Annotated in this window: 20 protein-coding genes; 13 read left to right on the forward strand and 7 right to left on the reverse strand. The window is 40.5% G+C overall.

The genetic code is table 11. The features are described 5' to 3' along the window. Window positions 1-98: 98 nt before the first annotated feature. Together B9Y87_RS02760 and B9Y87_RS02765 are read right to left on the reverse strand one after the other, a co-directional pair. A complete protein-coding gene (locus tag B9Y87_RS02760) occupies window positions 99-551 on the reverse strand; it encodes a DUF1569 domain-containing protein (protein WP_085495924.1) in 453 nt (150 codons plus the stop codon). 278 nt (window positions 552-829) lie between these two features. Next, a complete protein-coding gene (locus B9Y87_RS02765; protein WP_085495926.1) occupies window positions 830-3,286 on the reverse strand; it encodes a M14 family metallopeptidase in 2,457 nt (818 codons plus the stop codon). 202 nt (window positions 3,287-3,488) lie between these two features. Here B9Y87_RS02765 and bshC point away from each other — a divergent pair, with 202 nt between their 5' ends. Both bshC and B9Y87_RS02775 read left to right on the forward strand, forming a co-directional pair. Next, on the forward strand, window positions 3,489-5,090 hold the full coding sequence (gene bshC / locus B9Y87_RS02770; protein ID WP_085495928.1) for a bacillithiol biosynthesis cysteine-adding enzyme BshC: 1,602 nt from the start codon (window positions 3,489-3,491) through the stop codon (window positions 5,088-5,090). Between the two features lie 79 nt (window positions 5,091-5,169). Next, window positions 5,170-6,540: a pyridoxal phosphate-dependent decarboxylase family protein gene (locus tag B9Y87_RS02775; protein WP_085496637.1), complete on the forward strand. Its 1,371-nt coding sequence runs from the start codon at window positions 5,170-5,172 to the stop codon at window positions 6,538-6,540. Window positions 6,541-6,570: 30 nt separating this feature from the next. On the opposite strand, the gene B9Y87_RS02780 is transcribed toward B9Y87_RS02775, so the two are convergent. Further along, window positions 6,571-7,116 (reverse strand): pyridoxamine 5'-phosphate oxidase family protein, encoded by a 546-nt coding sequence (locus tag B9Y87_RS02780; RefSeq protein ID WP_085495930.1) that lies wholly within the window; start codon window positions 7,114-7,116, stop codon window positions 6,571-6,573. 419 nt (window positions 7,117-7,535) lie between these two features. Between B9Y87_RS02780 and guaA the strand changes: the two genes are divergently transcribed. The 4 genes from guaA (at window position 7,536) to B9Y87_RS02800 (ending at window position 12,301) form a co-directional block, all read left to right on the forward strand. Beyond that, the gene (guaA, locus tag B9Y87_RS02785) at window positions 7,536-9,068 is read left to right on the forward strand and encodes a glutamine-hydrolyzing GMP synthase (RefSeq protein ID WP_085495932.1); all 1,533 of its coding nucleotides are present in this window, start codon (window positions 7,536-7,538) and stop codon (window positions 9,066-9,068) included. Window positions 9,069-9,207: 139 nt separating this feature from the next. Continuing rightward, window positions 9,208-11,373 (forward strand): LysM peptidoglycan-binding domain-containing protein, encoded by a 2,166-nt coding sequence (locus B9Y87_RS02790; protein WP_245808627.1) that lies wholly within the window; start codon window positions 9,208-9,210, stop codon window positions 11,371-11,373. A 5-nt stretch (window positions 11,374-11,378) separates the two neighbouring features. Next, window positions 11,379-11,783, forward strand: a complete 405-nt coding sequence (locus B9Y87_RS02795; RefSeq protein ID WP_085495937.1) for an OsmC family protein — start codon at window positions 11,379-11,381, stop codon at window positions 11,781-11,783. After that, window positions 11,771-12,301 (forward strand): DUF922 domain-containing protein, encoded by a 531-nt coding sequence (locus B9Y87_RS02800; RefSeq protein ID WP_245808628.1) that lies wholly within the window; start codon window positions 11,771-11,773, stop codon window positions 12,299-12,301. Before B9Y87_RS02795 ends, B9Y87_RS02800 begins: the two co-directional genes overlap by 13 nt. A 54-nt stretch (window positions 12,302-12,355) precedes the next feature. Here the strand turns inward: B9Y87_RS02800 and B9Y87_RS02805 are convergent, their stop codons facing one another. Next, complete coding sequence (locus tag B9Y87_RS02805; RefSeq protein WP_085495940.1) at window positions 12,356-13,225, reverse strand: hydroxypyruvate isomerase family protein; 870 nt, start codon at window positions 13,223-13,225, stop codon at window positions 12,356-12,358. Between the two features lie 311 nt (window positions 13,226-13,536). Between B9Y87_RS02805 and B9Y87_RS02810 the strand changes: the two genes are divergently transcribed. The 6 genes from B9Y87_RS02810 (at window position 13,537) to B9Y87_RS02835 (ending at window position 21,743) form a co-directional block, all read left to right on the forward strand. Then, window positions 13,537-13,770, forward strand: a complete 234-nt coding sequence (locus B9Y87_RS02810; RefSeq protein WP_072862729.1) for a DUF3820 family protein — start codon at window positions 13,537-13,539, stop codon at window positions 13,768-13,770. A gap of 63 nt (window positions 13,771-13,833) precedes the next feature. Then, window positions 13,834-15,459, forward strand: coding sequence for a CTP synthase (locus tag B9Y87_RS02815; RefSeq protein WP_085495942.1), 1,626 nt, complete (start codon window positions 13,834-13,836; stop codon window positions 15,457-15,459). A gap of 119 nt (window positions 15,460-15,578) precedes the next feature. Continuing rightward, on the forward strand, window positions 15,579-17,435 hold the full coding sequence (yidC, locus tag B9Y87_RS02820; protein ID WP_085495944.1) for a membrane protein insertase YidC: 1,857 nt from the start codon (window positions 15,579-15,581) through the stop codon (window positions 17,433-17,435). Between the two features lie 546 nt (window positions 17,436-17,981). Further along, entirely contained in the window at window positions 17,982-19,172 is a 1,191-nt protein-coding gene (mnmA, locus tag B9Y87_RS02825; protein ID WP_085495946.1) for a tRNA 2-thiouridine(34) synthase MnmA, read from the forward strand. 1 nt (window position 19,173) lies between these two features. Further along, on the forward strand, window positions 19,174-20,802 hold the full coding sequence (locus B9Y87_RS02830; RefSeq protein ID WP_085495948.1) for a S8 family serine peptidase: 1,629 nt from the start codon (window positions 19,174-19,176) through the stop codon (window positions 20,800-20,802). Beyond that, window positions 20,802-21,743 carry an NAD(P)H-dependent flavin oxidoreductase gene (locus tag B9Y87_RS02835; RefSeq protein ID WP_085495949.1) on the forward strand — a complete coding sequence of 314 codons (942 nt, stop codon included), beginning with the start codon at window positions 20,802-20,804 and terminating at the stop codon, window positions 21,741-21,743. The genes B9Y87_RS02830 and B9Y87_RS02835 overlap by 1 nt, the downstream gene beginning before the upstream one ends. Before the next feature lie 112 nt (window positions 21,744-21,855). On the opposite strand, the gene B9Y87_RS02840 is transcribed toward B9Y87_RS02835, so the two are convergent. Both B9Y87_RS02840 and B9Y87_RS02845 read right to left on the reverse strand, forming a co-directional pair. Next, entirely contained in the window at window positions 21,856-23,586 is a 1,731-nt protein-coding gene (locus tag B9Y87_RS02840; protein WP_085495952.1) for a tetratricopeptide repeat protein, read from the reverse strand. A gap of 340 nt (window positions 23,587-23,926) precedes the next feature. Continuing rightward, the gene (locus B9Y87_RS02845) at window positions 23,927-24,151 is read right to left on the reverse strand and encodes a putative signal transducing protein (protein WP_085495954.1); all 225 of its coding nucleotides are present in this window, start codon (window positions 24,149-24,151) and stop codon (window positions 23,927-23,929) included. Between the two features lie 101 nt (window positions 24,152-24,252). On the opposite strand from B9Y87_RS02845, the gene B9Y87_RS02850 reads away from it, so the two are divergent. Next, window positions 24,253-24,624 carry a hypothetical protein gene (locus tag B9Y87_RS02850; RefSeq protein ID WP_245808629.1) on the forward strand — a complete coding sequence of 124 codons (372 nt, stop codon included), beginning with the start codon at window positions 24,253-24,255 and terminating at the stop codon, window positions 24,622-24,624. Window positions 24,625-24,653: 29 nt separating this feature from the next. On the opposite strand, the gene B9Y87_RS02855 is transcribed toward B9Y87_RS02850, so the two are convergent. Next, window positions 24,654-25,988: a DUF58 domain-containing protein gene (locus B9Y87_RS02855; protein WP_085495958.1), complete on the reverse strand. Its 1,335-nt coding sequence runs from the start codon at window positions 25,986-25,988 to the stop codon at window positions 24,654-24,656. Between the last annotated feature and the right edge of the window lie 5 nt (window positions 25,989-25,993).

A 25,993-nucleotide genomic window follows, 5' to 3' on the forward strand; every position in this document is an offset into this window, starting at 1 on the left:
TTGAATAATATTCAAATACAGAATATTTTTCGGAAATTGGACCAAAGCAGTATTGGAAAGCCAATATCATGGATTCAATAGTTTTCTTACATTGTACTTTATACCCCAAATTGTTCCAGATGATGGTTGAGGTGTTTGTAAAACAAATTGTTCCATTCCGTTATGGTCAAAGGGCCAAAAGAATTTGATTCCTTATTGTGAAAATGATCCTCCCCAAGTTCTTGGGTTTTTATCAAATGGTCTATCAATCGCTTCTTTTCTTTATCAAAATCCCTGTTGTCCACGATAAGGAAAGCAGGTGCGGTGCGACTATTTTTTTTGTATGGTTTTTCATTGACCACTGTTGGTTTTACAAAAAGTTTAAGCATAAGTTTCATGGGACCCTTGGGTTTAGGGTGCTTATCCGTATACACCATTTCATAGGAAACATTGCAATGGGCCAACATTTGGGCAACATTCATTTTACCCCAGATTCCGGTACTTTTTGGGGTTAATTTATTGATTCTTTCTATTAGCTCGTCTACTACTTTTTTTTCAAAAATGTTTTTCATCTTCTGGTATTTTTGGGTGTTACTGTTTCCTGTTCAGGAGGTATGGTTTTGTTGTTAAATAAACCCAAGAATGGCATGGTTTGCGGGTTTGGATCAATTATGCCTATAGGTTGGCTTAACTATAACCATATATTATTTGATATCTGGGTGAAATTAAAATCTGAACACTACAATGATTTTCGGTTTCCATTTTTTCCTTGGGTTTGGGCATAATTTCATAGCTATACCTATATACATAAACCTTGGCCGGCAAATCTGTTAAATGGATCCTATAGGAATTATTTTACCATAAACAGGGCATTGACGAAGAAGAGCTTTCCATTTTCCCAAAATCCCCTAAACAATGGGTTGTCTACCATATAAATAACCTGTCCCTTGCCCACTTCCTCCACACCGAATACCAATGTATTGGCAATTTTTTTCTTTGCTTCACTTCCTGCAAAACCCGCAATTGGTGAATTGGTATTTTCCAAATAGACCACGGTCCCCGTCTCTAAGTTTTCAAAGGCGTCGTCGCTCAATTTAAGAGTGAAATAATGATCTCCGTAGCCGTAGGCCAATGGATGTGTTTGGTCGACTTTGGTTTTAAAAATGGCACCGGTAATGGCGTTTTTAATGTCTTCCCGTTCCGCTTCTTCATATGGGAGTATATTCTCTGTGCTGTCTTTTTTTATTTCCTTTTCCTTAATGGCAAACCCATGTTCGCCATTTATTGCTCTTATTGCTCCTTCCATGGCAATCAACTTACCTCCATTGGATACAAAATCCTTCAGTTCTTGCAGTTTATTTTCCGTGAAGAATTTGCTGTACCATCCGTTGGGCAGAATAAGGACATCGTATTCGGATAAATCCACCTCGTCATAATATTCAGTATCCAAAATAGTCAGTGGATAATGAAGTTGTTGTTCAAAAAAGTGCCAAATTTCTCCAAATTCGAGGGTGCTGGTAGGTTCTCCAGACAGCATGGCTATTTTGGTGTCCGTAATCATAGGCACATAACTGGAACCAAAATCATTTCCTTTCTCAACAAATCCTGTATTGGTCGGTGTTAAAATAGTTTTATTGTGTTGTGCAATCCGGCTTAGTGTCTCTACAAAGTCCTTGTGGTTTCTATTGTCCCCTTTGGTAATGATGAGGCTGCCCCTATCAAATTTTTTGCCTTCTGCCCAAAAGGGATTTTTCGCAAAACGCACCCTAATGTTTTCTTTAACCAATGCCGTTAAAAAACGGGCATCCTTCATGCTGGACCAATCACTTATGTAAGCATAGGTTTCCAGGCCAATGTTGGCGCCCTTGGACGTTTGAACCTCACGCCCCCCCGATGGGTCGGACTCTACCAGCGCTTGGGAAGCAATAGCCTCCAAACCATATGCGTAGGGTAAGGACCATGCAGTTATGTCATAGGTCAATGAATCACTTAGCTTAGTATTGGGCTCCATAAGTACTTGGGCCAAGGTTCCTTTGGCCTGGTTGGTGGATACTACCAGATTGGCAGGAGTGGTCTTCAAGGTGCCCAATTTTCCTGAACTATAAAGATGGCCTTTGGCAGTACCTTCCTTGGCCCAACCATATTTAATCTCATGGGCATTGAGTAGTGTCGCAATGGCATCAATTTTATCGGGATCACCATTCAAAACATAACTTTTGTATTTGAAATTTTTATTCTGATAAAACTTCTTGAATTCCCTGTTTAATTTTTCCGTGTTTTTGGAAGCTACTTCTACAGTAGACAGGCCTGTTGTAAGATGATGGGCAATACGATCGTTTAGGGTAAGGGTATCGCCTATAAATGTTCTAACACCCAGGCCGGCACGCCCACTACCGCCCTGCTCATAGGTCATACCTATGCCGCCATTATATGTGGGGTAGGTATCGCCATAACTAGGATATAATAGGTCGAAAACTTCTTTTGTAAAATAAAACCAGCCATTGGCGTCAAAGTACTTGGCGTGGTTCTTTCCTATGGTAATTTGAAAATCGCGCTGAAAATCGGTTACCACCTCATGAAAGGGTTCTGCCGCCGGGGCAAAATAATAGGGGTTATTTACGCCTTGTTCATGAAAATCAACATGTACATGGGGCAACCACTGGTTGAAAACTTTTATCCGTTGTTGACTCTCTACCTGCGTAAGCCATGCCCAATCCCGATTAAGGTCGAACATATAATGGTTGGAGCGCCCACTAAGCCATCCTTCATGGTGTTCCTTGCTATTGGGATCTATGTTATTAGGGGTGTTCTTAAATTGGTTGTACCAATTGACATATCTATCGCGACCATCCGGATTAATGCACGGATCCATGATTACCACCGTGTTTTCCAGGTAACTGGATTTGCTAGTCAAAAGTTCATATATGGTCTGCATGGAGGCCTCGGTACTGACGCTTTCATTCCCGTGAACATTGTAACTTAGCCAGACTATGGCCTTGGTGGGTGACCCCTGGCCGGTAGTATTTTTAAGGTGCTCCAATCTGATGGATTCCAAGTCAACTATGTTTTCCTGGGTGGAAACATAAGCCACGATCAGCGGCCTGCGCTCATTGGTTTTTCCATATTCTATCAATTTAATGCGATCTGAAGCATTTTCGGCCAGATATTTATAGTAGTCTACCACCTGATGGTGCCGTGTGAATTCGGATCCCAATTCATAACCTAAAAAATCGGAAGGAGATAGCAATGTTTGGGAAATGCCATAGGTGGTTGAAAGGAGAAAAAAGGTTAGTAGAAGTTTTTTCATTTAAATCCATTGATTTGCTAAGAATCAAATCTAAGGAATATTCGCGATATTAGTTGCCTTTCATAAATACTTGCCATTATTTGGGTTGGGCAAATAGTGTGTCAAAAAATTATCAAAAAAGTGAATATTCAACTTCTTAACGTATTTTTAGGAACTGAAAAAAGGGATAATTTTATCTTTACCAGCTATTACCAACATTTCTATGGAAGTCGAATGCATACCCTTTAAAAAAACTGGCTATTTTTCCAATTTAATATGTGATTATCTGGATGGGAAGGAAACTTTGTCTCCTTTCTATGACAGGCCTCCGCAAATAGATCAGTTTGCCGAACAGATAAAGGCGAAGCAAAATTTTCCCAGCTCCCATCGTGAAGTTCTGTATTCGGTTTTGAAAAATCAATATAGGGATGTTGATACTTCGGAGGATACCAAGGTAAATATATCGCTTCTTAAAGAAGCCTCAACCTATACAGTTGTAACCGGTCATCAATTAAATTTATTTACAGGGCCTTTGTATTTTTTGTACAAGATCATTTCTACCATCAATTTGACCAAGGAACTGAAGCTGGCCAATCCGGAAAACAACTTTGTGCCAATATATTGGATGGCCACAGAGGATCATGATTTTGATGAAATAAATTACTTCAATTTTAAAGGTAAAAAATTACAGTGGAATAAAAATGTCTCCGGTGCGGTGGGGCCATTGGCAACGGATGGACTGGAATCTATCCTGGAGGCTTTTTCCAATGAAATGGGCAATAGTATAAATGCCAGTAAACTTAAGGAATGGTTTGCTAAGGCGTATTTGGAGCATGATAACCTTACCGATGCGACCCGTTTTTTGGCCAATCAACTTTTTGGTGAACATGGTTTGGTTATTTTGGATGGGAACGATTCCTCATTGAAGCGTTTATTGGCGCCTTATGTTAAGCGCGATTTATTGGAAAATGCTTCGTACAATAAGGTTGTTGAAACTATAGAACAACTACAACAGCTACCGGAAAATTACGGTATACAGGTCAATCCAAGGGAAATCAATTATTTTTATTTGTTGGATGGTTTCCGGGAAAGAATTGTGGAGCAGGATGGCAGATTTTATGTGAATGATACCAAAATTGAATTTAGCCAGGAGGAAATTCTAAAAGAACTGGAGAATTACCCTGAACGTTTTTCGCCCAACGTAATTACTAGACCTCTCTACCAAGAGGTGATATTGCCCAATCTATGCTATATAGGAGGAGGAGGCGAACTGGCATATTGGTTGCAATTGAGAGCCATGTTTATGGAAATGAAGGTGCCATTTCCTATATTATTGCTCCGTAATTCCGCTTTGGTCATTACCGGGAAGCAGATGGAAAAATTAAAACGAATGAATATTTCGCTTGCCGATATATTTTTAAATCAAAGTAGTTTTATCAATAAGAAAATCCGGGAGATATCCAATATTGATATCGATTTTACACCACAAAGGAAACATTTACAAGAGCAGTTCAAGGACCTTTACGAACTGGCCGCCAAAACGGATGCCTCCTTTTTGGGGGCTGTTAAGGCCCAAGAGGTTAAACAGTTAAAGGGATTGGATAATTTACAGGGGCGGTTGCTGAAGGCCCAAAAAAGGAAGTTGCAGGATCATGTGGTGCGTATGACGGAGATTCAGAATCAACTTTTTCCCAATAAGTCGCTTCAAGAGCGCAACCTTAATTTTTCGGAGCTTTATCTAGAGTACGGAGAGCGGCTGATTCCACATTTGATGAAAGCGCTCAAACCACTTTCCGGAGAGTTTTCTATTGTAAAAATGGAATGATCCCTACCGATTTAGTACAATCCCTGACGGGTTTGTAGACAGTCAAAAAGGTTATATTTGTTAAAAACAGACTATGTCCATGCACAAAGTAGACTTTGAAATGGTGGAAATGACATTGGATGTCATGAAATACGCCATTGGTCGAATTACCCATCCGGCCCCGGAACTAGGCAAGCCCAAAAAGGAGGAAGAGCTAAAGGCCTTGGTAGGGGAAACAATAACGCCAGACGGAATTGGAGGGGAAAGGGCTTTTCAATTGTTTAAAGAAGTTCTAATAAAAGCTACAATACCTATTGATCATCCCAGACATTTGGCTTTTGTGCCTGCCTCGCCCACAAGGGCTGCAGTGATGTTCGATCTGGTAACTTCGGCATCCAGTATTCACGGAGCGTATTGGATGGAGGGAGCCGGCGGAATATTTTGCGAGAACGAGGCCATGAAATGGTTGGTGTCCTTAACTGGCCTGCCAAAGGGGTCTTTTGGGGTTTTTACCAGTGGAGGAACGGCTGCCAATTTATCGGCCATGGTAACTGCCAGGGAGAATTGGCGGAAGAATCCGGGAAATGTTAATAGAAAAGGATTGATCATAACCTCTTCAGGGGCCCACTCATCGGTAAAATCTATGGCCAAGGTGATAGATTGTGATGTGCTTTTGGTGGAAACCGAGGAACAGATGACTGCAGAGGCCCTATGTGAAACCATAAATTCCTTGGATGCCCAACAAAGGGATAGGTTATTCGCGGTGGTGGCAACGGGCGGTACCACGAATGCCGGTATAATAGATGATTTGTTCGGCATTGCGGAAATTTGTGAAGCAGAAAATCTTTGGTTCCATGTAGATGCTGCCTACGGTGGCGGTGCGTTGGCATCAAAATCGGCCCGTCCGCTTTTTCATGGTATAGAGAAAGCGGATAGTATAACCATTGATCCGCATAAATGGCTGTTCTCTCCCTATGATTGCGGGGCCATAATTTATAAAAATCCGGAGTTGGCCAAGGAAGCACATTCTCAGGAAGGCTCCTATTTGGAAATATTTAAGGACGAAGGTGCTCATGGCTTTAACCCTTCGGACTATCAAATACAATTAACGCGTAGGGTAAGGGGGTTGCCGCTTTGGTTTTCACTGGCCATGCACGGGACCGATAAATATTCTTGGGCCGTTGATCAGGGTATTGGGTTGGCCAATTTGGCAGGGGAACTTATAAACAAGCATCCCTTGGTAGAATTGGTAAGGGAGCCCAGTCTTTCATGTGTCCTGTTTAGGAGAAAAGGGTGGTTGCCGCAAGATTATACCCACTGGACCTATAAAAATCACAGGGAGGGTTTTGCCTTGGTGACTCCTACCAAGTATAAGCAAAAGGGCGTTTATGAAACTGTAGCGCGTTTCTGTTTTATTAATCCGGATACAAAGGAAAAGGATATTTCAATGATATTGGATTCCATGGCCTAGTATAATGTGATCGCAATTTCCAAAACAGTCTTAGGGTACCAGATATTCACTTTCCCATTGTACACCAACTTTGGAGAACCGGACCCTTATATGATTGGGTTGACTTAATTTTAGATATTCAATTTTGTAGGGCGTAATCTCCACAAGACAGAAATGATTTTCTTCGTTTAAATATTCAAGATTTTGGGGGTTTATTAAATTACTTCCAGGAGACCTGCTTGTAGTATATTGCTTTTTTGCGTAGCTGTCCAGTTTACTCCAATATTTCTCTTTAGTGGCGTCATCATCTTTGTAGATTGCCGTACCTTCAATCTTTAATTGAAGCAATTTGGCAGGGTGGTATAGGAGTAGGCTAACCCTTTTGTTTTCTTTGATATGTGTGATTTTTTTTGAGCGCCTATCGGTGTAGAAAGTTAGTTTCAGACTATCGGAAACATCCCTTAAAACAACGGTGCGCAAACGTGCAACCTGATCCAGACCTACAGTTGCAAGCGTAAAAAATCTGAAAGGATGGTCTTTTTCCTTGGGGACTTTTTGTAGCTCTTCCCTTATTTCCTCTAAATAAACGGTGGCCATGATAATCTTAATTTTAGTTTTTTAAAGATAAAAATAAATGTTGGAGTAGGGTATTTCTTTTCTCAGGTGTTATAGATATAAATTGCTATGAACTTGAAAATAATTTCCAATGAAATTATGAGTAGTTATAATTAGTTAATTGGTTTAGGTTGGTTTTGATTAGTAAGCCCGGTTGGTTGCCGGGCTTTTTTTGTGCATAAAATGAAAAAATCTTAACAATGGAGCCAAATTTTCACCCTGTTCGATTTTGACTGCTGTGTATTTTTAATAATTATTGTGTTTTTTACGAGTGTAAGGAAGCCCTTGTTTAAAAGGCCATATCGGCAAAAAACTTGGGTAATATCTTTCTGTTTATAAGTTTTGTGATTATTATCCCCTAAAGATACTTTTTCAAAAATTTCAAATTACTATTTTTGCCCATGCAAAATAACGTCCTCATATTAGATTTTGGTTCCCAGTATACGCAGCTCATCGCTAGAAGGGTCAGGGAACTTAATATTTTCTGCGAAATTAAACCGTACAACCATTTGCCCGAAGATTTATCGGAATACAAGGCAGTGATTCTTTCTGGATCGCCATTTTCGGTAAGGGGAGATGATGCGCCACATCCTGATTTATCACAAATAAAAGGAAAAAAACCGCTATTGGCCGTTTGTTACGGAGCCCAATATTTGGCGCATTTTAACGGTGGCAATGTAGCTCCATCCAGCACCCGTGAATACGGAAGGGCAAAATTATCCTTTATAGATCACAGCGAATCCTTTTTCGAAGGGATCTCTGAAGGGAGCCAAGTTTGGATGAGCCATAGTGATACTATAAAAAAATTGCCCGAAGGAGCTATTAAATTGGCAAGCACCCATGATGTGGAAAATGCGGCTTATAAGCTGAAAGACGAAGATACCTATGCCATACAGTTTCACCCAGAAGTATATCATACTACCGATGGGAAAAAACTGTTGGAAAACTTTTTGGTCCATATAGCAGGGGTGGCCCAAACATGGACTCCGGATTCTTTTGTGGAAACCACCGTAGCGGAATTAAAGGCGAAAATTGGTGATGAAAAGGTGATACTTGGCTTATCTGGGGGGGTGGATTCTACAGTGGCAGCGGTCTTATTGCACAAAGCAATTGGAAAGCATTTACACTGTATTTTCGTAAATAATGGACTTTTGCGGAAAAATGAGTTCCAATCCGTATTGGACCAATATGAAGGAATGGGCCTAAATGTGAAGGGAGTTGACGCTTCGGCACGTTTTTTGGATAGCTTGGAAGGAGAAAGCGATCCAGAAAAGAAAAGAAAAGCCATAGGACGGGTATTTGTAGAGGTCTTTGATGATGAATCACACTTGGTGGAAGATGCAAAATGGTTGGCGCAGGGAACGATATATCCAGATGTTATAGAGTCTGTCTCTGCCACTGGAGGTCCCTCAGCAACCATTAAGAGTCATCATAATGTAGGTGGATTGCCGGATTATATGAAATTGAAGGTTGTAGAGCCCTTGCGAATGTTGTTTAAGGATGAGGTTAGGCGTGTAGGTGCCAGTTTGGGTATAGATAAGGAATTGTTGGGTAGACATCCTTTCCCTGGACCAGGTTTGGCCATCCGCATCCTAGGCGATATTACTAGGGAGAAAGTGGCTATTTTACAGGAAGTAGATGCCATTTTTATCAACGGATTAAAGGAATGGGGCCTATATGATAAGGTTTGGCAAGCGGGAGCTATGCTTTTGCCCGTCAATAGTGTAGGTGTGATGGGGGATGAACGGACATATGAGAAATGTGTAGCATTGAGAGCTGTGGAAAGTACGGATGGTATGACGGCGGATTGGGTAAATTTACCCTATGAGTTTTTGCAAAAAACTTCCAACGACATTATAAACAAGGTTAGGGGAGTAAATAGAGTGGTTTATGATATAAGTTCCAAGCCACCTGCAACGATCGAATGGGAGTAGGTTATAAACATCCGCGACGGAATTTTAAATTTCCAACTGCGCATTATTTTTTAATTTTTATTATAACATTGTTGTGTTTATGTTCGTTCTCAATTTTGTACTTGGCTTAATCTAAATAGAACAAATAAAATCTATACTTGTGAAAATATATAGAAAAGTAATATTGACAACATTATTATTAATGTTGGTGAGCATCAATGCAATAGCACAAAAATTCACAACACATTCCGTTAAGGCAGGGGAAAGTTTGGAAAGTATCGCAAAAAGATATCAGGTATCAGAGCAAGCGATATTAAATTACAACAAGGAGCTAAAAAATGGCCAGGCCTTAAGGGCCAATACTATCTTGGTGATACCATCTACCAATGGCGCGACTGTAAAAAGTGATAGTGTTTCAAAAGTAGATGCATTATTGCAGTCGTTACAAGGTGACGGGTCTGGGCCTCAGCCTCGGGAGCCAATAGGCTATACCTCACACAAGACAAAAAGAAAGGAAACCTTGTTTGGTATTTCCAAACAATACAATATCTCGGAGGATGAAATTAAACGGTACAACAAAGAGTTGTACTCCGTTCAATTGAAAAAGGGCATGATTCTTAAGATACCTAAATATAAAAGGGTAGACCCGTCCGAAAAGGAATACATTGAAGAAAATTATGAAATCTACACGGTACAGCCCAAGGAAACACGTTGGAGTATTGCCAATAAATATGGGATAACTATAGATAGTTTATTGGTGTTAAACCCTAATTTGTCCAAAATAACCGATTATCTTTCCTCTGGACAGGAGCTACTATTGCCAAAGATGTTGGGGAGTTCCATTGAGGATCAGGAAACTCAATTGTACAATTCATATACCGTTCCGGCCAAGCAGACATTTTATAGTTTGGAGAAAAAATTTGGACTAACGGCCAACGAAATCATAGCCTTGAATCCTGAAATAAAGGAAAGGGGAGGATTAAAGGAAGGTATGGTATTAAGGATTCCGGCCAAGAAGGTGGAGACCGGCGAGGTCAATATTGAGAATTACAATTTTTACGAGGTGAAACCAAAACAGACCGAGTTTTCACTTACGCGTAAATTTGGTGTTACCTATAAGGAATTATTGGAGCTGAATCCGGAATTAAAAGATGGCTTAAAGGCGGGAATGGTACTTAAACTACCCAAGGCCCAGACAGGAAATTTTGACGTAAAAAATGCCCTGATCCTAGATAAGATCAATCTAAGGGACAGTATCAATACCTTGAACCGCCCAAAGTTGGTTTTTCTCTTGCCGTTTAGATTGGATAGATTGGATTTAAACGATAACGCTGCCACCAAGAGTGCCATTGAGAATAGAAAGGACGTGAAATACAGTCTGGGACTCTATTCGGGGGCAATGGTTGCCTTGGATTCCATAGCCAAACTGGGGATTTCCGTAGATGTTAAAACATATGATACCCAATTGGATATGAATCGCACCAAGGGGATATTGCAAAAGGAAAATTTAATCGGAGTATCGGCAATTTTTGGTCCTTTGGAGGCCCAATCCCTAAAAGAGGTAGCGTTGCAAGCCTCGGAGTATGGAGTACCCGTGGTGGCACCCTTAACGGATAAAAGCGATTTAAGTTTGAACAATGTATTTTTTGCCCTTCCTTCAGAAAAGGTGATGGAAGAACATATGATGACCTATGTTGAAGGATTGAGGACAAAGGAAAATGTAATCATCATAGCGGATCAAAAGAACAAGCCTACGGAATCTACTTTGTTAATGAAGTTTCCCGGTGCCAAAATAGTGGCTTTAAAGGAGGATAGAACGGTGGATATAGATAAAATCTCCAAGATACTGTCCCAGGATACCGAGAACTGGGTATTTTTGGAGACTGATCAGGCCAATGTGGTGTATCATGTAGGTTCGTTATTGAATTCATTGATTAGTAAGGAAATTAGCATACGTCTTTTTACAACGGATAAGAACAAGGCTTTCGATAGTGAAGTCGTTTCCTATTCCCATCTTTCCAACTTAAGGTTTACCTATCCTTCAGCTTCCAGAGAAGTAGGAGAGAACAGTTTTACGAAATTATATAGAAAGAAATATGGGGCGGATCCGGATACTTATGCGGTGCGTGGTTTTGATCTTACTTATGATCTACTTCTAAAATTGGCCTATAAAAATGATTTGGTCAGTGCTTCCAAGCTAGTTGGGGAGACCGAATATGTGGGGAATAAATTCAATTTCAATAAAGACATTTCCTCCGGATATTTCAATAGGGCCTCCTATATTCTGGGATATGAGAATATGAATATTGTAGAACTTAAAGACTAAATCCCATGACTGCGATAGTTACCTCTACCGGTGGACTTGGGACAAATTGTGATCATGTAAGATCGGGCAATTCGTTTATGAGAGATGCACTATTGGATAATCATGGCTTGGGACAGGCCTGTTTCCCTAACGATACGGTTGTCACAGGTTTGGCCAGTTGTGTGTTTTCCGTTATGGGAATAATGGCCAGGGGATTGGAATTGGATCTGGAGAAATCCACTGCCGAAGTCATAAAACATATGGAGACCGATTCGAGGCGGATTAGCAGAATTGATGTTACATTTAATATGCCTAAGAAAAATTCTGATAAACACAGAATAATTTTGGAGCATACGGCACGTACCTGCCCCGTCCATCTTAGTTTGCACCCGGACATAATAAGGAATATCACTTTCCAGTGGGATCTATAGTGAAAATAGGTTGGCTTTTTATTTGGCTTATGTTCCAATGGGGCTATGGCCAGGAGGATGAGGTGATTAAATGGACCCCTGCAAGAAAACTATCGTGGTCCGATTTCAAGGGCAAACCATCCAATATTTCCGGTGCGGCGGCTATCACGGCTAGCGGTATAACCTACAATTTTTCTGCTCAGGGAACCAAGGATAGAATGGAGCTTGATTTTAAGGTGGAGACCCATTTTTATCCGGATAAATCGTGGTACAAGCCTAAGTTGGCAAACCCCATCATATTGAGCCATGAGCAATTGCATTTTGATATATCCGAAGTGTATGCCCAAAAAATGAGACGAATTTTGGCCAAGACTAAATTTACTAGCAATGCAAAGTCTGAGGTAAAGGCGATATATAGGAATATACTCCGTGAGCTTAACGACTATCAGAACCAATATGATTCCGAAACTAATTTTTCTAGGGATACCGTTCAGCAGTTCATCTGGAATAAGAAGATTAAAAAGGCCTTAAACAATTAAAAGGAGACTTTTTTAAAATCTCCTTTTAAATGGATCTATCACTTAATTTATAATTTATACGTCGCAGATAGTAACCCCTTCTTTAAGGGCGGCTATTTTATCGTTCCAAGTAGGTATAAATTCTTGCGCCACATGTCCTTTAAAGCCTGTGGCCAAAATAGCCTTCATTATTGCAGGATAATACAATTCCTGAGTTTCGTTTATTTCATTTCGTCCAGGATTTCCGCCCGTATGGTAATGTCCAAAGTACGAATGGTAGTCTTGTATGTTGCGTATAATATCGCCCTCCATTATCTGCATATGGTAAATGTCATACAGCAGTTTAAAATTGTTGGATCCCAATTTTTTGCACAATTCCACGCCCCATTCGGTGTGGTCGCACATATAATCTTCGTGGTTCACTTTAGAGTTCAATAACTCCATTTGTATGATCACTCCGTGTTTTTCTGCCAGTGGCATAATCTTCTTTAATCCGTCCACACAGTTCTGCAGTCCAACAGCGTCATCCATTCCCCTGCGATTGCCGCTAAAACAAATAAGATTGGTATAGCCGGCTGCTGCCACTTTTGGAATCATTTCCGTATAATTTTTGATCAAAGTTTCATGGTATTTGGGGTCGTTCCATCCTTCGGTAAGGCTTATTTCGGCCCCGTTGCACATGGAGGAATTGATATTGTATTTTTTAAGTAATGGCCAATCCTTAGGTCCAATTAGGTCAACGCTTTTTATGCCAAGTTCGTTAAGCGACTTTAAAAAATCTTCAAGTGGAATGCTTCCATAGCACCAATAGCAAACACTGTGATTAATGTTGTTTTTTAATTTAGATTCTTCTTTTTTGTTTGGCTCCATTGCATTTCCAGTTTTGTAAGCCAGCATGCCAACCGACGCCGCTGCTGAGGTTCCTATAAATGTTCTTCGTTTCATCTGTTCTACTTTAGTTTATTATTGATGGTACTAGGTGGGTTGCTTTCATATTCACCAGGAATATTTACCTGGCCTGAAATTAGCCAAAATCTACCCTTTTTAATGCCCAGAATATCGCAATGGCAAGATATGTAGCGGCAATCCGTTTTAAATGTAAATTGTACGCGTATAAAGATAGTGGATTTGTCTTAAAAATACGAAATTTAGATTTGGAATGTTCAAAAGGTGATAGGTGTATTTTTGGAAATAGATTTCAATTAAATCCTTGGGAGGCATTTTTGAAGATGGTATCTTTGGGAAGATTCTTTAATATGAATGTAGTTCCGGACAAGAGACAATTAATAGAATTGGCACATTATAGGATGCCGTTTGGTAAATTTAAGGGAAGATATTTGGTGGAACTGCCCGAACCATATTTGGTATGGTTTCAACAAAGCGGTTTTCCTGAGGGAAAGCTGGGAAATTTGTTAAGGGCCATGCTTGAAATTAAAATTAATGGACTTGAGGGGTTAATTCGAAAAATTCAAAAAGATTTTCCCCAATAATACCCGTGAATTGTGATAGCAATTCGTATTTTTGCTCGCGTTACGAATTCAACCTAACGCTTCATGTCGCAGACTAAATATATTTTTGTAACCGGTGGGGTTACTTCATCCCTCGGAAAAGGGATAATAGCAGCCTCTCTTGCCAAATTATTACAGGCTCGAGGTTACAGAACTACCATCCAAAAATTAGATCCTTATATCAATGTTGATCCGGGAACTTTAAATCCCTATGAACATGGTGAATGTTATGTTACCGATGATGGTGCCGAGACCGACTTGGATTTAGGCCATTATGAGCGTTTTTTAAATGTTAGGACCTCACAGGCCAATAATGTTACCACTGGACGAATTTATCAAAGCGTAATAGAAAAAGAACGCAGAGGTGAATTTTTGGGAAAAACGGTTCAGGTAGTACCCCATATTACCAATGAAATAAAGGAACGTATCCAGTTATTGGGGAAAAGCGGGGAATATGATATCGTCATTACCGAAATAGGGGGTACCGTGGGGGATATAGAATCTCTACCCTACATTGAAGCCGTTCGCCAGTTGCTATGGGAGTTGGGCGATAATAATGGGATAGTGATCCATTTAACTTTGGTGCCCTATCTTTCTGCGGCTGGAGAATTAAAAACCAAGCCTACCCAACATTCCGTAAAGACCTTAATGGAAAGTGGAATAAAAGCCGATATTTTGGTCTGTAGAACAGAACATGAAATTCCGGATGACCTCAAGGAAAAATTGGCACTTTTTTGTAATGTTAAAAGGGAAGCGGTAATACAATCCATAGATGCATCTACCATATATGATGTACCCATTTTAATGCAACAAGAAGGTTTGGATACCGTAGCACTTAAAAAATTGGCCCTTCCTGACAACGTTGTTCCGGATCTTACCAATTGGAATCAATTTTTACAATGGCATAAGAACCCAAAAAATGAAGTTACCGTTGGTCTAATTGGAAAGTATGTGGAATTACAGGATTCCTATAAATCCATTTTGGAATCCTTTATACACGCCGGTTCTGTGAACCATGTAAAAGTAAAGGTGAAATCTATACATTCCGAACATCTTTCCGCCAAGAATATTGAAAAGAAGATGCAAGGTCTGGACGGAATACTAGTTGCTCCAGGTTTCGGGGAAAGGGGAATAGAAGGAAAAATTAAAGCGGTTCAATTTGCACGTGAAAATAAGATACCCTTTTTGGGCATCTGTTTGGGGATGCAGATGGCCGTAATAGAATACTCCAGAAATGTACTTGGCCTTAAAAACGCTAATTCAACGGAGATGGATGAAAACACCCCTGATCCTGTGATCAGCATTATGGAGGAGCAGAAAAATATTGTTAACAAGGGAGGTACTATGAGATTGGGAGCCTGGGACTGTCATTTGGAAAATGGTAGTTTGGTTCAAAAGATTTATCATGGGGCTTCCGAGATTTCTGAGCGGCATCGTCACCGTTATGAGTTTAACAACCAATATAAAAAGCAATTGGAGGAAGCCGGACTGGTGGCTTCCGGCGTAAACCATGAAACAGGATTGGTGGAAATAGTAGAGGTTCCTGCCCATCCTTGGTTTATTGGGGTTCAATATCACCCGGAATATAAGAGTACGGTAGACAATCCGCACCCTTTGTTCGTAGGGTTTATTAAGGCTGCCTTAAAGCATCAGAAGGAAGTAAAACAATAAACTAATGCCAGTTTGGCATATATAGTCTAATTGGGCATATATTTGCAAGCTTATTTAATCCGTTGGGAACGTAGATGATGTTTGTATCCCCACCGATAATATTTTAAATTTAACTTTAGATGGAGGAAAAGAAATTGGATATTAATACCATTATCGGTTTTGTACTGATTTTTGGTATTCTTATTTTTATGTTCTGGCAAAACCAGCCAACACCGGAAGAGCTGGAAGCACAGAAGGCAAAACAGGAGCAGCTTGAAGCCGCTGAAATGCAAAAGGCCAATGCAACCAAAGAAGAGGTTGCACAACCAAAAACAGTAGATCTACAAGATTCTATGGCCGTTGCAAGTTACAAAAGTGCCATAGGTGCTTTTGGTTATACGGCTCCTTCAGAGGGAACAACAGTATTGGAGAACGATGTTGTTTATTTGGAAATAAGCAACAAGGGAGGCCAGATTATTGAGGCGAGAATGAAAGGTTACGTAACCTATGATTCCATTCCAGTTTATTTGATAAAAGACGGCAATGCCAATTTTGCACTTAATTTTAGTACTTCGGACAATAGGGTTTTAAACACCAATGATCTTTATTTTGAACCAACACTTTCCAAATCGGGTGAGAATCAGGTGTTGTCCATGAAAGCCAAAGTGGCATCCGATAAGTTCTTGGAATATCGCTATGAGATGAAACCTGAAGAATATCTTATCGGTTTTACAGTGCGTTCGCAAGGCTTAAATGGAATCGTAAATAGTTCAAAACCTATTGATTTGGATTGGAAGATGAAGGCGATCCGCCATTCCAAAAGTATCCAATATGAAAATAGATATACTAGGGTTACCTATAATCACGATGGGGATAAAATAAGTAAGTTATCCGAAGGCAGTGAAGATGAGGAAACGGAAGTGGATGTAAAATGGATTTCTTACAGACAGCACTTTTTTAGTTCCATTCTTACCTATGCCGATAAATTTGAAACGGCCAAATTGAATTCTATTAATTTGGTGGAGGAAGAAAGTCACACCCAACAATTTACCAAGGAGTTCGCTGCAGAGGTGCCTTTGGAGTTGCAGGGCGGCGAGTTTGCCTATAATTTTAATTGGTACTACGGGCCAACAGATGTAAAGGTTTTGGCGCAGTACAAGGAATTGGGACTGGAAGATTCCATACCATTTGGATGGGGAATTTTTGGATGGATCAACAGATATATCTTTACCCCCGTATATACTTTCCTAAGTTCGTTCCTACCTTATGGTATTGCTATAGTGGTCATGACCATTTTGGTAAGACTTATAATGTCGCCAGCTACGTATAAGTCCTACTTGTCCCAAGCAAAAATGAAGGTTTTGAAACCTGAAATTACAGAGCTTAACGAGAAGTATAAGGACAATGCCATGAAAAAGCAGCAGGAAACCATGAAATTGTATAATAAGGCAGGGGTAAGCCCTATGAGTGGTTGTGTGCCCGCTTTGTTGCAGATGCCAATCTTCTATGCCTTGTTTATGTTTTTCCCGACTTCCTTTGCGTTGAGACAGAAGCCGTTTTTATGGGCAGATGACCTTTCTTCCTATGATGCCATAGCGCAATTACCGTTTACCATTCCGTTTTATGGGGATCATGTAAGTTTGTTTCCAATTTTCGCCTCTGTTGCCATATTCTTTTATATGATGATGACCACTGGGCAGAATATGCAGACGCAACCAGGAATGCCCAATATGAAATTTATCATGTATCTGTCCCCCTTAATGATGTTGGTTTTCTTTAACAACTATGCAAGTGGATTAAGTTTGTACTATTTTGTGTCTAACTTGATTACCATTTTTATAATGTTGGCCATCAAGAATTTTATTTTGGACGAGGACAAGATCCACGCACAGATACAAGAGAATAAAAAGAAGCCTAAGAAAGAAAATAAGTTTCAAAAAAAGATGCGGGAGATGATGGAGCAGGCCGAGGAACAGAAAAAAATAAGCAAGAAATAAGTCTATATTTTCTTAAACCATACGATTAAAGTGCTTGAATTTTTTCAGGCACTTTTTTTTGGACCTAATTGACGCAATGGAAGGGAAGGATTAATGGTCTGGGATTATTTTATAAATAAAAACCCCGACCAGATGGTCGGGGTTTTTAGCATTGATTTGGTTTAGTTTGGTAAGATTTGGGTCTCCAAAGATTGTACTTTTTTAAACTGTATAAAACTATTAGTTGTAAAGTGGTCATTTTAGTATGCTAAACTGCCTTCTTTTGATGTATGGTTATTTTTTTGATTTTAATTCTCCAAATTTAAGATTGGCGGTATTCCGATTTTACAACTGGGTTTCCAAATAAAGTATGTCCAAAATCAAAGATGTTTATCGTTCTGATGACTAAAGAAGATGAAATTGTTCTTTACCAAACAAGGTAACCATCCCTCAATTTTAGTTGGATGATATTTTTGGGGTGGGCAAAATCCAATTTTGTATTTTTGCATGGTAATTGTAAGCCATTTATGGTTTGCGGCGACCAAGGGTAACAATAAATAATTACAAATGCAAAAGGTGGTAGTTGGACTTTCCGGAGGAGTGGATTCCAGTGTTACGGCATATCTATTAAAGGAGCAGGGATACGATGTTATTGGCCTGTTTATGAAGAATTGGCATGATGATTCCGTGACCATTTCCAAAGAATGTCCTTGGCTGGAAGATAGTAATGATGCCCTTATAGTTGCGGAGAAGTTGGGAATACCCTTTCAAACGGTAGATTTAAGTGCCCAGTACAAGGAACGTATTGTGGACTATATGTTCAGGGAATACGAGAAAGGGAGAACACCAAATCCGGATGTACTTTGCAATAGGGAAATAAAGTTTGATGTGTTTATGAAAATTGCCATGCAGCTGGGTGCAGACTATGTGGCAACGGGGCACTATTGTAGAAAGGGTGTGATTAAAAATGAGGATGGAACGGAAACGTATCAGTTGTTGGCCGGTGCGGACGCAAATAAGGACCAATCTTATTTTTTATGTCAGCTATCCCAAGAACAACTTGCTAAAACCTTATTCCCTATAGGTGGGTTACAGAAGCCTGAAGTGAGGAAAATTGCTGCGGAAAATGATTTGATCACCGCAGATAAAAAGGATTCACAAGGTCTCTGCTTTATTGGAAAGGTGCGTTTGCCAGAATTTCTACAACAGAAGCTAAGACCAAAAAAAGGAGTAATTGTAGAAGTGCCGGCGGTATTGGAGCAGTATGCTAGCACCATTCCCCAATTTAATTCCAAATTGGAAGAATTGGCCTATTACGCTGAAAAGCCCCATTATGACCTAACCGATGGGAAGGTGGTAGGGGAGCACCAAGGAGCCCACTATTTTACGAAAGGCCAGCGCAAGGGGTTGGACGTAGGGGGGACCAAAGAACCTTTATTCGTAATTGAAACCGATGTTGATCAAAATGTCATCTATACCGGTCAGGGCAAGGGGCACCCCGGACTTTACCGTAGGACATTATTTGTAAACAATGATGAATTGCATTGGGTTCGTACAGATTTGGCATTGGAAGTGGACCAGACCATGGAGGTTATGGCCAGGATAAGATATCGTCAACCGTTGCAAAAAGCAACACTATACAGGGTTGATTCCGGTTTGTATGTGGATTTCGTTGAGAAACAATCGGCAATTACGGAAGGGCAATTTGTAGCTTGGTATATTGGAGAGGAATTGGTAGGTTCAGGTGTAATCTCCTAAAATGGCCAGGACTATCCTTTTTCTATGTATTATATTCTCGGTATGGGGAGGGGCCCAAGAGCATGCCTGGGTATATTTTAAGGATAAAGACCAGGTAGAAGCGTCCATTTTAAATCCATCAAGTATATTATCCGAACGGGCAATACAAAAAAAGAACAGATTTAATATTGCCATAGACGAAAGGGATGTTCCTGTCAATGAGGATTATATTGCCCAATTAAAACTTCAAAATGGTATCACTGTCAAGGCTAAGTCCAAATGGTTCAATTGTGTTCACGTTCTTGGTAGTGTGTCGGACATATCGGCTTTAACGGATCTTCAGTTTGTAGACCATATTTCTTATGCGGATAAGGCTTTGAATGCCAAATCGAACTCCGTTACAGATGTGGGAAATGTAGTCAATAACCATAAAAACAAGTTTTTGGAACAAGGGGTGGATTTTGTCTATGGACAATCTTATTCCCAAGTAGAACAATTGGGGGTACATGTTTTGCACCAAAACAATTTTACAGGGGAGGGGTTCTTGATTGCAGTTTTGGATAGTGGCTTCCCCAATGTGGATCAAATGGATGCATTTGACCGTTTACGTGCGAACAATGGTTTATGGGGCGGATATGATTTTGTTGCTCGGTCAACAAATATTTATACAGCCAACGGAAATGATCACGGTACAAAAGTATTGTCCGATATGGCTGGTTTTGTGGACGGACAATTTGTTGGTACCGCGCCGGATGCCCGCTACATTCTTTTTAGAACTGAAGATGCCGCTACGGAAACACCGGTGGAGGAAAGCTATTGGGTAGAGGCTGCTGAGCGTGCGGATAGCCTTGGTGTGGATATTATTAACAGTTCCTTGGGCTATAGTACTTATGATAATCCAAGATATAACTATTCCCCAGCAGATATGGATGGAAATACAGCGTTTATTTCCAAAGGGGCCAATATAGCAACGGAAAAAGGGATATTGGTCGTGAATTCTGCAGGGAATTCCGGTGATAGTTCTTGGGGCGTTATTACGGCACCGGCAGATGCCAATGTATTTGGTGTTGGTGCAGTTGATACCTCTAGCGACTATGTGGCATTTAGTTCCAGGGGGCCAAGTGCCGATGGAAGGATTAAGCCAGATGGGATGGCCTTGGGCGCAGGAGCAACGGTAATAGGTCCGGACGACAGATTGGTGAAAAATAATGGAACCTCTTTTGCTTCACCCATTATGGCGGGTGCCATGGCTTCCTTTTGGCAGGCCGTCCCCGATAAAAACAATATGGAGATTATGGCCATGGTAAGGGAATCCTCTTCCCGTTATCAAAATCCAAATTCCCGAATGGGTTTTGGAATACCCAATTTTTCAAAGGCATTGACACTTTTGGGAATTGATATTTCAAATTCAGGGGATGATTTGTGGTACCTATTTCCTAATCCTTCCAAGACCGACTTTCAGGTTCGGCTTCCGGAGACTTATGGGAATGCCCATGTAACGCTTTTTGATATTTATGGCAGACGTATCCTGGAAAGGCAATTAAATCAAGGTAACGAAGAAATATCCGTAGAGACTTTAAGTAGGGCCATTTACATTGTACATGTAAATGTTGATGGGGTTCGAAAGGAATATAAATTGATAAAGAACTAATGGGAAATAGAATTGCCGATCTTTTTGGAATTCAATACCCCATAATTCAGGCTGGTATGGTATGGGCCAGTGGATGGCGTTTGGCATCTGCCGTTTCCAATGCCGGGGGATTGGGGATTATAGGAGCTGGGTCCATGTATCCAGAGGTTTTACGGGAACATATAGCGAAATGTAAGTTGGCCACCAACAAGCCTTTTGGGGTCAATGTGCCTATGCTGTATCCGGATATTGAAAAGCTCATGGCGGTCATAGTAGAGCTTAATGTGAAGATTGTATTTACCTCGGCAGGAAATCCTAAAACCTGGACTACATATTTAAAGGACAGAGGGATTACTGTTGTGCACGTAGTGAGCAGTGTGAAATTTGCCCAAAAAGCAGAGGAAGCCGGGGTAGATGCCATAGTTGCAGAAGGTTTTGAAGCCGGTGGGCATAATGGTAGGGATGAGACCACTACTTTGACATTAATTCCTGCGGTAAAGGAAAAAATAAACGTCCCATTAATAGCTGCGGGGGGAATAGCAACAGGTAGAGCTATGTTGGCGGTTATGGTTTTGGGGGCCGATGGTGTGCAGGTGGGCAGTCGATTTGTGGCTAGCACTGAAGCTTCGTCCCACCCCTTATTTAAGCAAAAAGTAGTAGAGGCCGGTGAAGGGGCTACGCAGTTGACCTTAAAGGAATTGGCACCTGTTAGGTTGATAAAAAATAAATTCTATAACGATATTCAAAAAGCCTATGCCGGTTGTGCAACGGTAGAGGAGCTAAGGGCCCTATTGGGTAGGGCCAGGGCCAAAAAGGGGATGTTTGAGGGAGATATGGAGGAAGGTGAATTGGAAATTGGTCAGGTGGCCGCTTTAATCCATGAAATAAAACCTGCGGCCCAAATTGTGATGGACATGATGGAGGAATTTACCCGTGCCAAAGCAGATGTTGGGCATTTGTAGGAGCAACAATCAATCCTTCCTTCTTTATTGTTATATCCCCGTATTGGGCAATATTTTACAAAACGTCTTCGAAGCTTCCTTAAAATATGACCTGATATTTTTTTGGGCGTAATTATAGTACAGAGGTTTTTAAGGAGATATCTGCATGTTTCCAGGCCTTATCATATTCCTGTTCGATCTTTTTTGCCTCCTCCGTTTTACCTTGACCAACAAGGCTTTTATGCAGTCCCATTAAAGACCAGCCGTTTTGGCGGAGTATTTCCAGGTCTTCCTTATATACTTTTTCAGCTTCTTCATATTTTTGGGCCTTTAATAAAATTGCACCTAAAGTCTGCCTTACCGGTATATGCCATGCTGTAGGTTCGCTATAAATTAACTGGTCTTCATAATATAGCGCTTGCCTTAGATATTCCAAGGCCTCTGTTGTATTACCTTTTGCATGGGCTATTTCACCGGAAACAACCCCATGTGCAATTTGGGCTATACTTGAAGATGGATTGGTGTAATTGGCCACAACAGTTTCCAATTCTGGTTCGTTCTTCATTAGCCGAAGGGCTTCCAGCTCTTCCTTGGCCTCTTTGATGTTATTTTTCCTGACAAAGGCAATTCCCCTTGCGTAATGCCAAATAAGTTTAAGGTGTTTATATTGATCTCCTGGATAAGGTATGGTCAGAATTTCATTCCACTTTCCAAAGCGGGTATAGGCCAACAGTGGTGAGGAAGCAAAATCTTGTAAAAATGGCAAAGTTGCCATTTCGCCTATAGGTACTTTTTCCGCTGTTTTTTTTGCGGCGTCAATAGCTAGGTCACTGTTGCCCAAGAGGGTAGCGGCAGACCATAGAAAGTGTAGATTGTGCGGGTAATAGCCCAATGGATACATGCCCTGGGAATAGCATTGCGAGATATAATCCTCATCTGCCAAAATAGCTGCTTGATTTACCTTTACCGCATCCTCATACCTGCCTACCCTTATATAAATATGTGAAGGCATATGTACAATATGGCCTGCTGCGGGCATTAGGGACCCTAGTTTGTCCGCACTGGGAATGGCGAGGTCTGGTTTGGGAAGCTCCACCATATGAATATAATAATGATGGGCTCCTGGATGGTCGGGATTCAGGATCATTGCACGCTCCAAGGCAACTTTTCCCTTTAGTGTATTGGGAGCTGGATTGCCAACATTGTCCCAATAATTCCAAGGCATGGTATTCATAATGGAGGCAGCGTACAAGGTCTGTATATGGGCATCCTCTGGAAATGCTTCCACTACTTTTTCCATGGCACTCATATAGGCCATGTTCAATTCTGAAATTTCTTTAGTTAAATCACCGCTATATCTGTGGGTTAAAGCTTCTATTAAAGCTTTTTCCTTGGGAGAACTGTTTTGGGACAGGTTTTTGGCTTTTAATATTGCTTCAAAAGATTTTTTTCTGCGCTCGTCATCCGGCATGGGGTCATTTATATTAGGGCCCAATGCGTAGGCCTGTCCCCAATAGGTCATGGCAGCCTTTGGGTCGAGTCGCGATGCTTCCATAAACGAACGGTGGGCTTCGGCATGGTTAAAAGCAAAGGTAAGTTTTACGCCTTGATCAAAATAAGCTTGGGCCTTTTGGTCTTTTGTGCTTATGCCGAAATGTAAATTACCTAGGTTCTCGAACAGCGGTGCAATTTGTTGGGTGGTATCCACATTGCTCAATAGGTATTTGGCAACGGTACATTTCATGGAGTAAAAACTGGCTTCCTGTGTTACCTCCAATACCTTTGGAGAGGTTTGAGGCGTCCAAAAATAGGCTATGGCCATTAGCACTATCAAGAATATGGACAAACTTGACTTTGTTTTCATGACGTTGATGTTTTATGTTGATGCCGTTAGGTATATTTTGGATTTCCAAAACGTTGCAATACCTCAACCTATGTTTGATGATAGGTTGACTTTATTTTTAATAAGGACTGTTTAATTGCGAGGGGAAAATTTGTGATCGTTTAAATATAGGGGAGATAAAAAACTAAATATTGCGATAACTAAAAGTAGTGAATTCTAGGAGGTTATACAAGTATTAAATGCTTGGTGTTGGTGAAAGAAAGCCCTTGAAGTTGATATTCCGCATACTATGGGATGGCCATTTCTATGAATTATAGCGGTCAAGAATGTTTCATTGGAAATTTCTTGGCAATAGCTTCCTTTAGTTACCAATAACTCTTTGGACAATACTTTGCGCTTTTCCCAGCTCATTGGCATGGACATAGATCTCTTGGTTCCCTTGAATGGCGGATCCAAAACCAGCCAACCTTCCGGATTCGGATTCATCCTTTATCACCGGTATTATTCCAACTTCCTTTAGTTGATTAACTATGGTCTGTACTGAAATAAAACTACCTGAAAATATGCGGGTATAGTTGGAATTCATTTTTTTAGTATAGGTAAACTGTTGTTAAGATACAAAATTTATATAAAGGCAATCAGGTAATATTTATTTGGGCATTAGTATCTTTGTTAATGATGAAAAGTATGTTTTTTGTTTTAATTGCTATCAGTACCTCCTGGTCCTTGAGTGCACAATTGGATGGGGATAAGGTGCTTCATTTTGGTGCTGGGGCCATTAGTGGAATTGTAGGTGCTACACTAGCGGATAAAGTTTCCAGAGGAGATCCCTATTGGAGATTTGCCGGAGCGATAACGGCTAGTTTGTTGGCGGGCTTGGCCAAGGAGGCCTATGATGAGAATAAGTACGAGGGTTGGGATAATGGAGATTTGGCAGCAACTGTGTTGGGTGGTGTAACTGCAGGGGTTACTATTAACCTTTTTTCAGGGAAGAAAAACAAAAAGAAAGCTGTGGCATTGACTTTACTGAGCCCAAAGAAAGGAATTGATTTTGATTGAAAATCCATAAATCTGGACGTTACCAAATTTTAGATTAACCCTCTCGCTTTTATTTCCAAATATTTGTTGATGGTATTTATGGTCAAGTGCTCTGGTTTTGTTAGAATGGTCTGTATGCCGTATTTCCTTAGTTCGTTAACGATAAGTTTCTTTTCATAAACAAATTTCTCTGCAATGGTTTTTTCAAATATTTGTTGGATGGTCTCGGCCTTTTCATCCGTAAATTTGATCAATTCTGTGTTTTCAAAGAAAATGACCACTAATAAATGTTGCTTGGCAATGGCTTGTAGGTAGGGTAGTTGTCGCTGCAGGGCATCCAAGGTCTCGAAATTGGAATAGAGCAGTAGCAGGCTCCTGTGGGTGATGTTTCTTTTAATATCGGCGTATAATCTACTGTAATCACTTTCTACAAAATTCGTCTCCAAATTGTAAAGTGTTTCCAAAATAAGGTTCATTTGGGAACTACGTCTCTCAGCAACTACCCTGTTTTCAATCTTCTTGGCAAAGGCGAACATTCCGGCCTTGTCATGCTTTTTAAGGGCAATGTGGGAAATAACCAAGGTAGCGTTAATGGCATAATCCAATAAGCTAAGTCCGTCAAATGGCATTTTCATGACCCTCCCTTTATCTATAATGGAATAAATAGGCTGCGACTTTTCATCCTGATACTGATTTACCATCAGCCCACCTTTTTTTGCAGTGGCCTTCCAATTAATGTTTCGGATATCATCTCCCAGAACATAGTCCTTGATCTGCTCGAACTCCATGGTATGGCCAATACGGCGAATTTTCTTAAGGCCGTATTCGAAGAGTTTATTGGTAAAGGCCTTAAGGTCATACTTCCGCAATTGTAAAAAAGAGGGGTACACAGGGACTTGCTGTTCATTGCCAAAAGTATACTTTTTAGAGATAAAACCAATAGGGGAGTTGGCAAACACATTTAAATTCCCAAAGGAATACACTCCTCTTTCCGTGGGTCTCAGGTAATACTTGAACCGCTTTTCCTTACCTTTCCCAAGGGTAGTGTAAATTCCGAAATCCCGCTTTTGAAATTGATGGGGTACTTCATCCAAAATCTTCAAACCGGCTGTGTACAAGTAAGAATTGGATAGACTTATGTTAATTTCGTTTTCATCCCCATTGGAAAGTTTTTCGGGAACCGAACGATGACCTGTTATTCCGCCCTTGGATGCGAAAACCAATATAATATCGACCAAAAAAATTAGGGCAAATACATAGAACAATAATTTAACTACGCCAAAAATATTTGGCACCATATAAGATAGCAAGAACCCTAAGACCAAAATAGTCAATACTATAAAGAATCTTTTTTGTAAATAGATGTTCCTTAGGAGTTTCTTCATTTGAT

The sequence above is a fragment of the Arenibacter troitsensis genome (genome assembly GCF_900177645.1).
Classification (GTDB): Bacteria; Bacteroidota; Bacteroidia; order Flavobacteriales; family Flavobacteriaceae; genus Arenibacter; species Arenibacter troitsensis.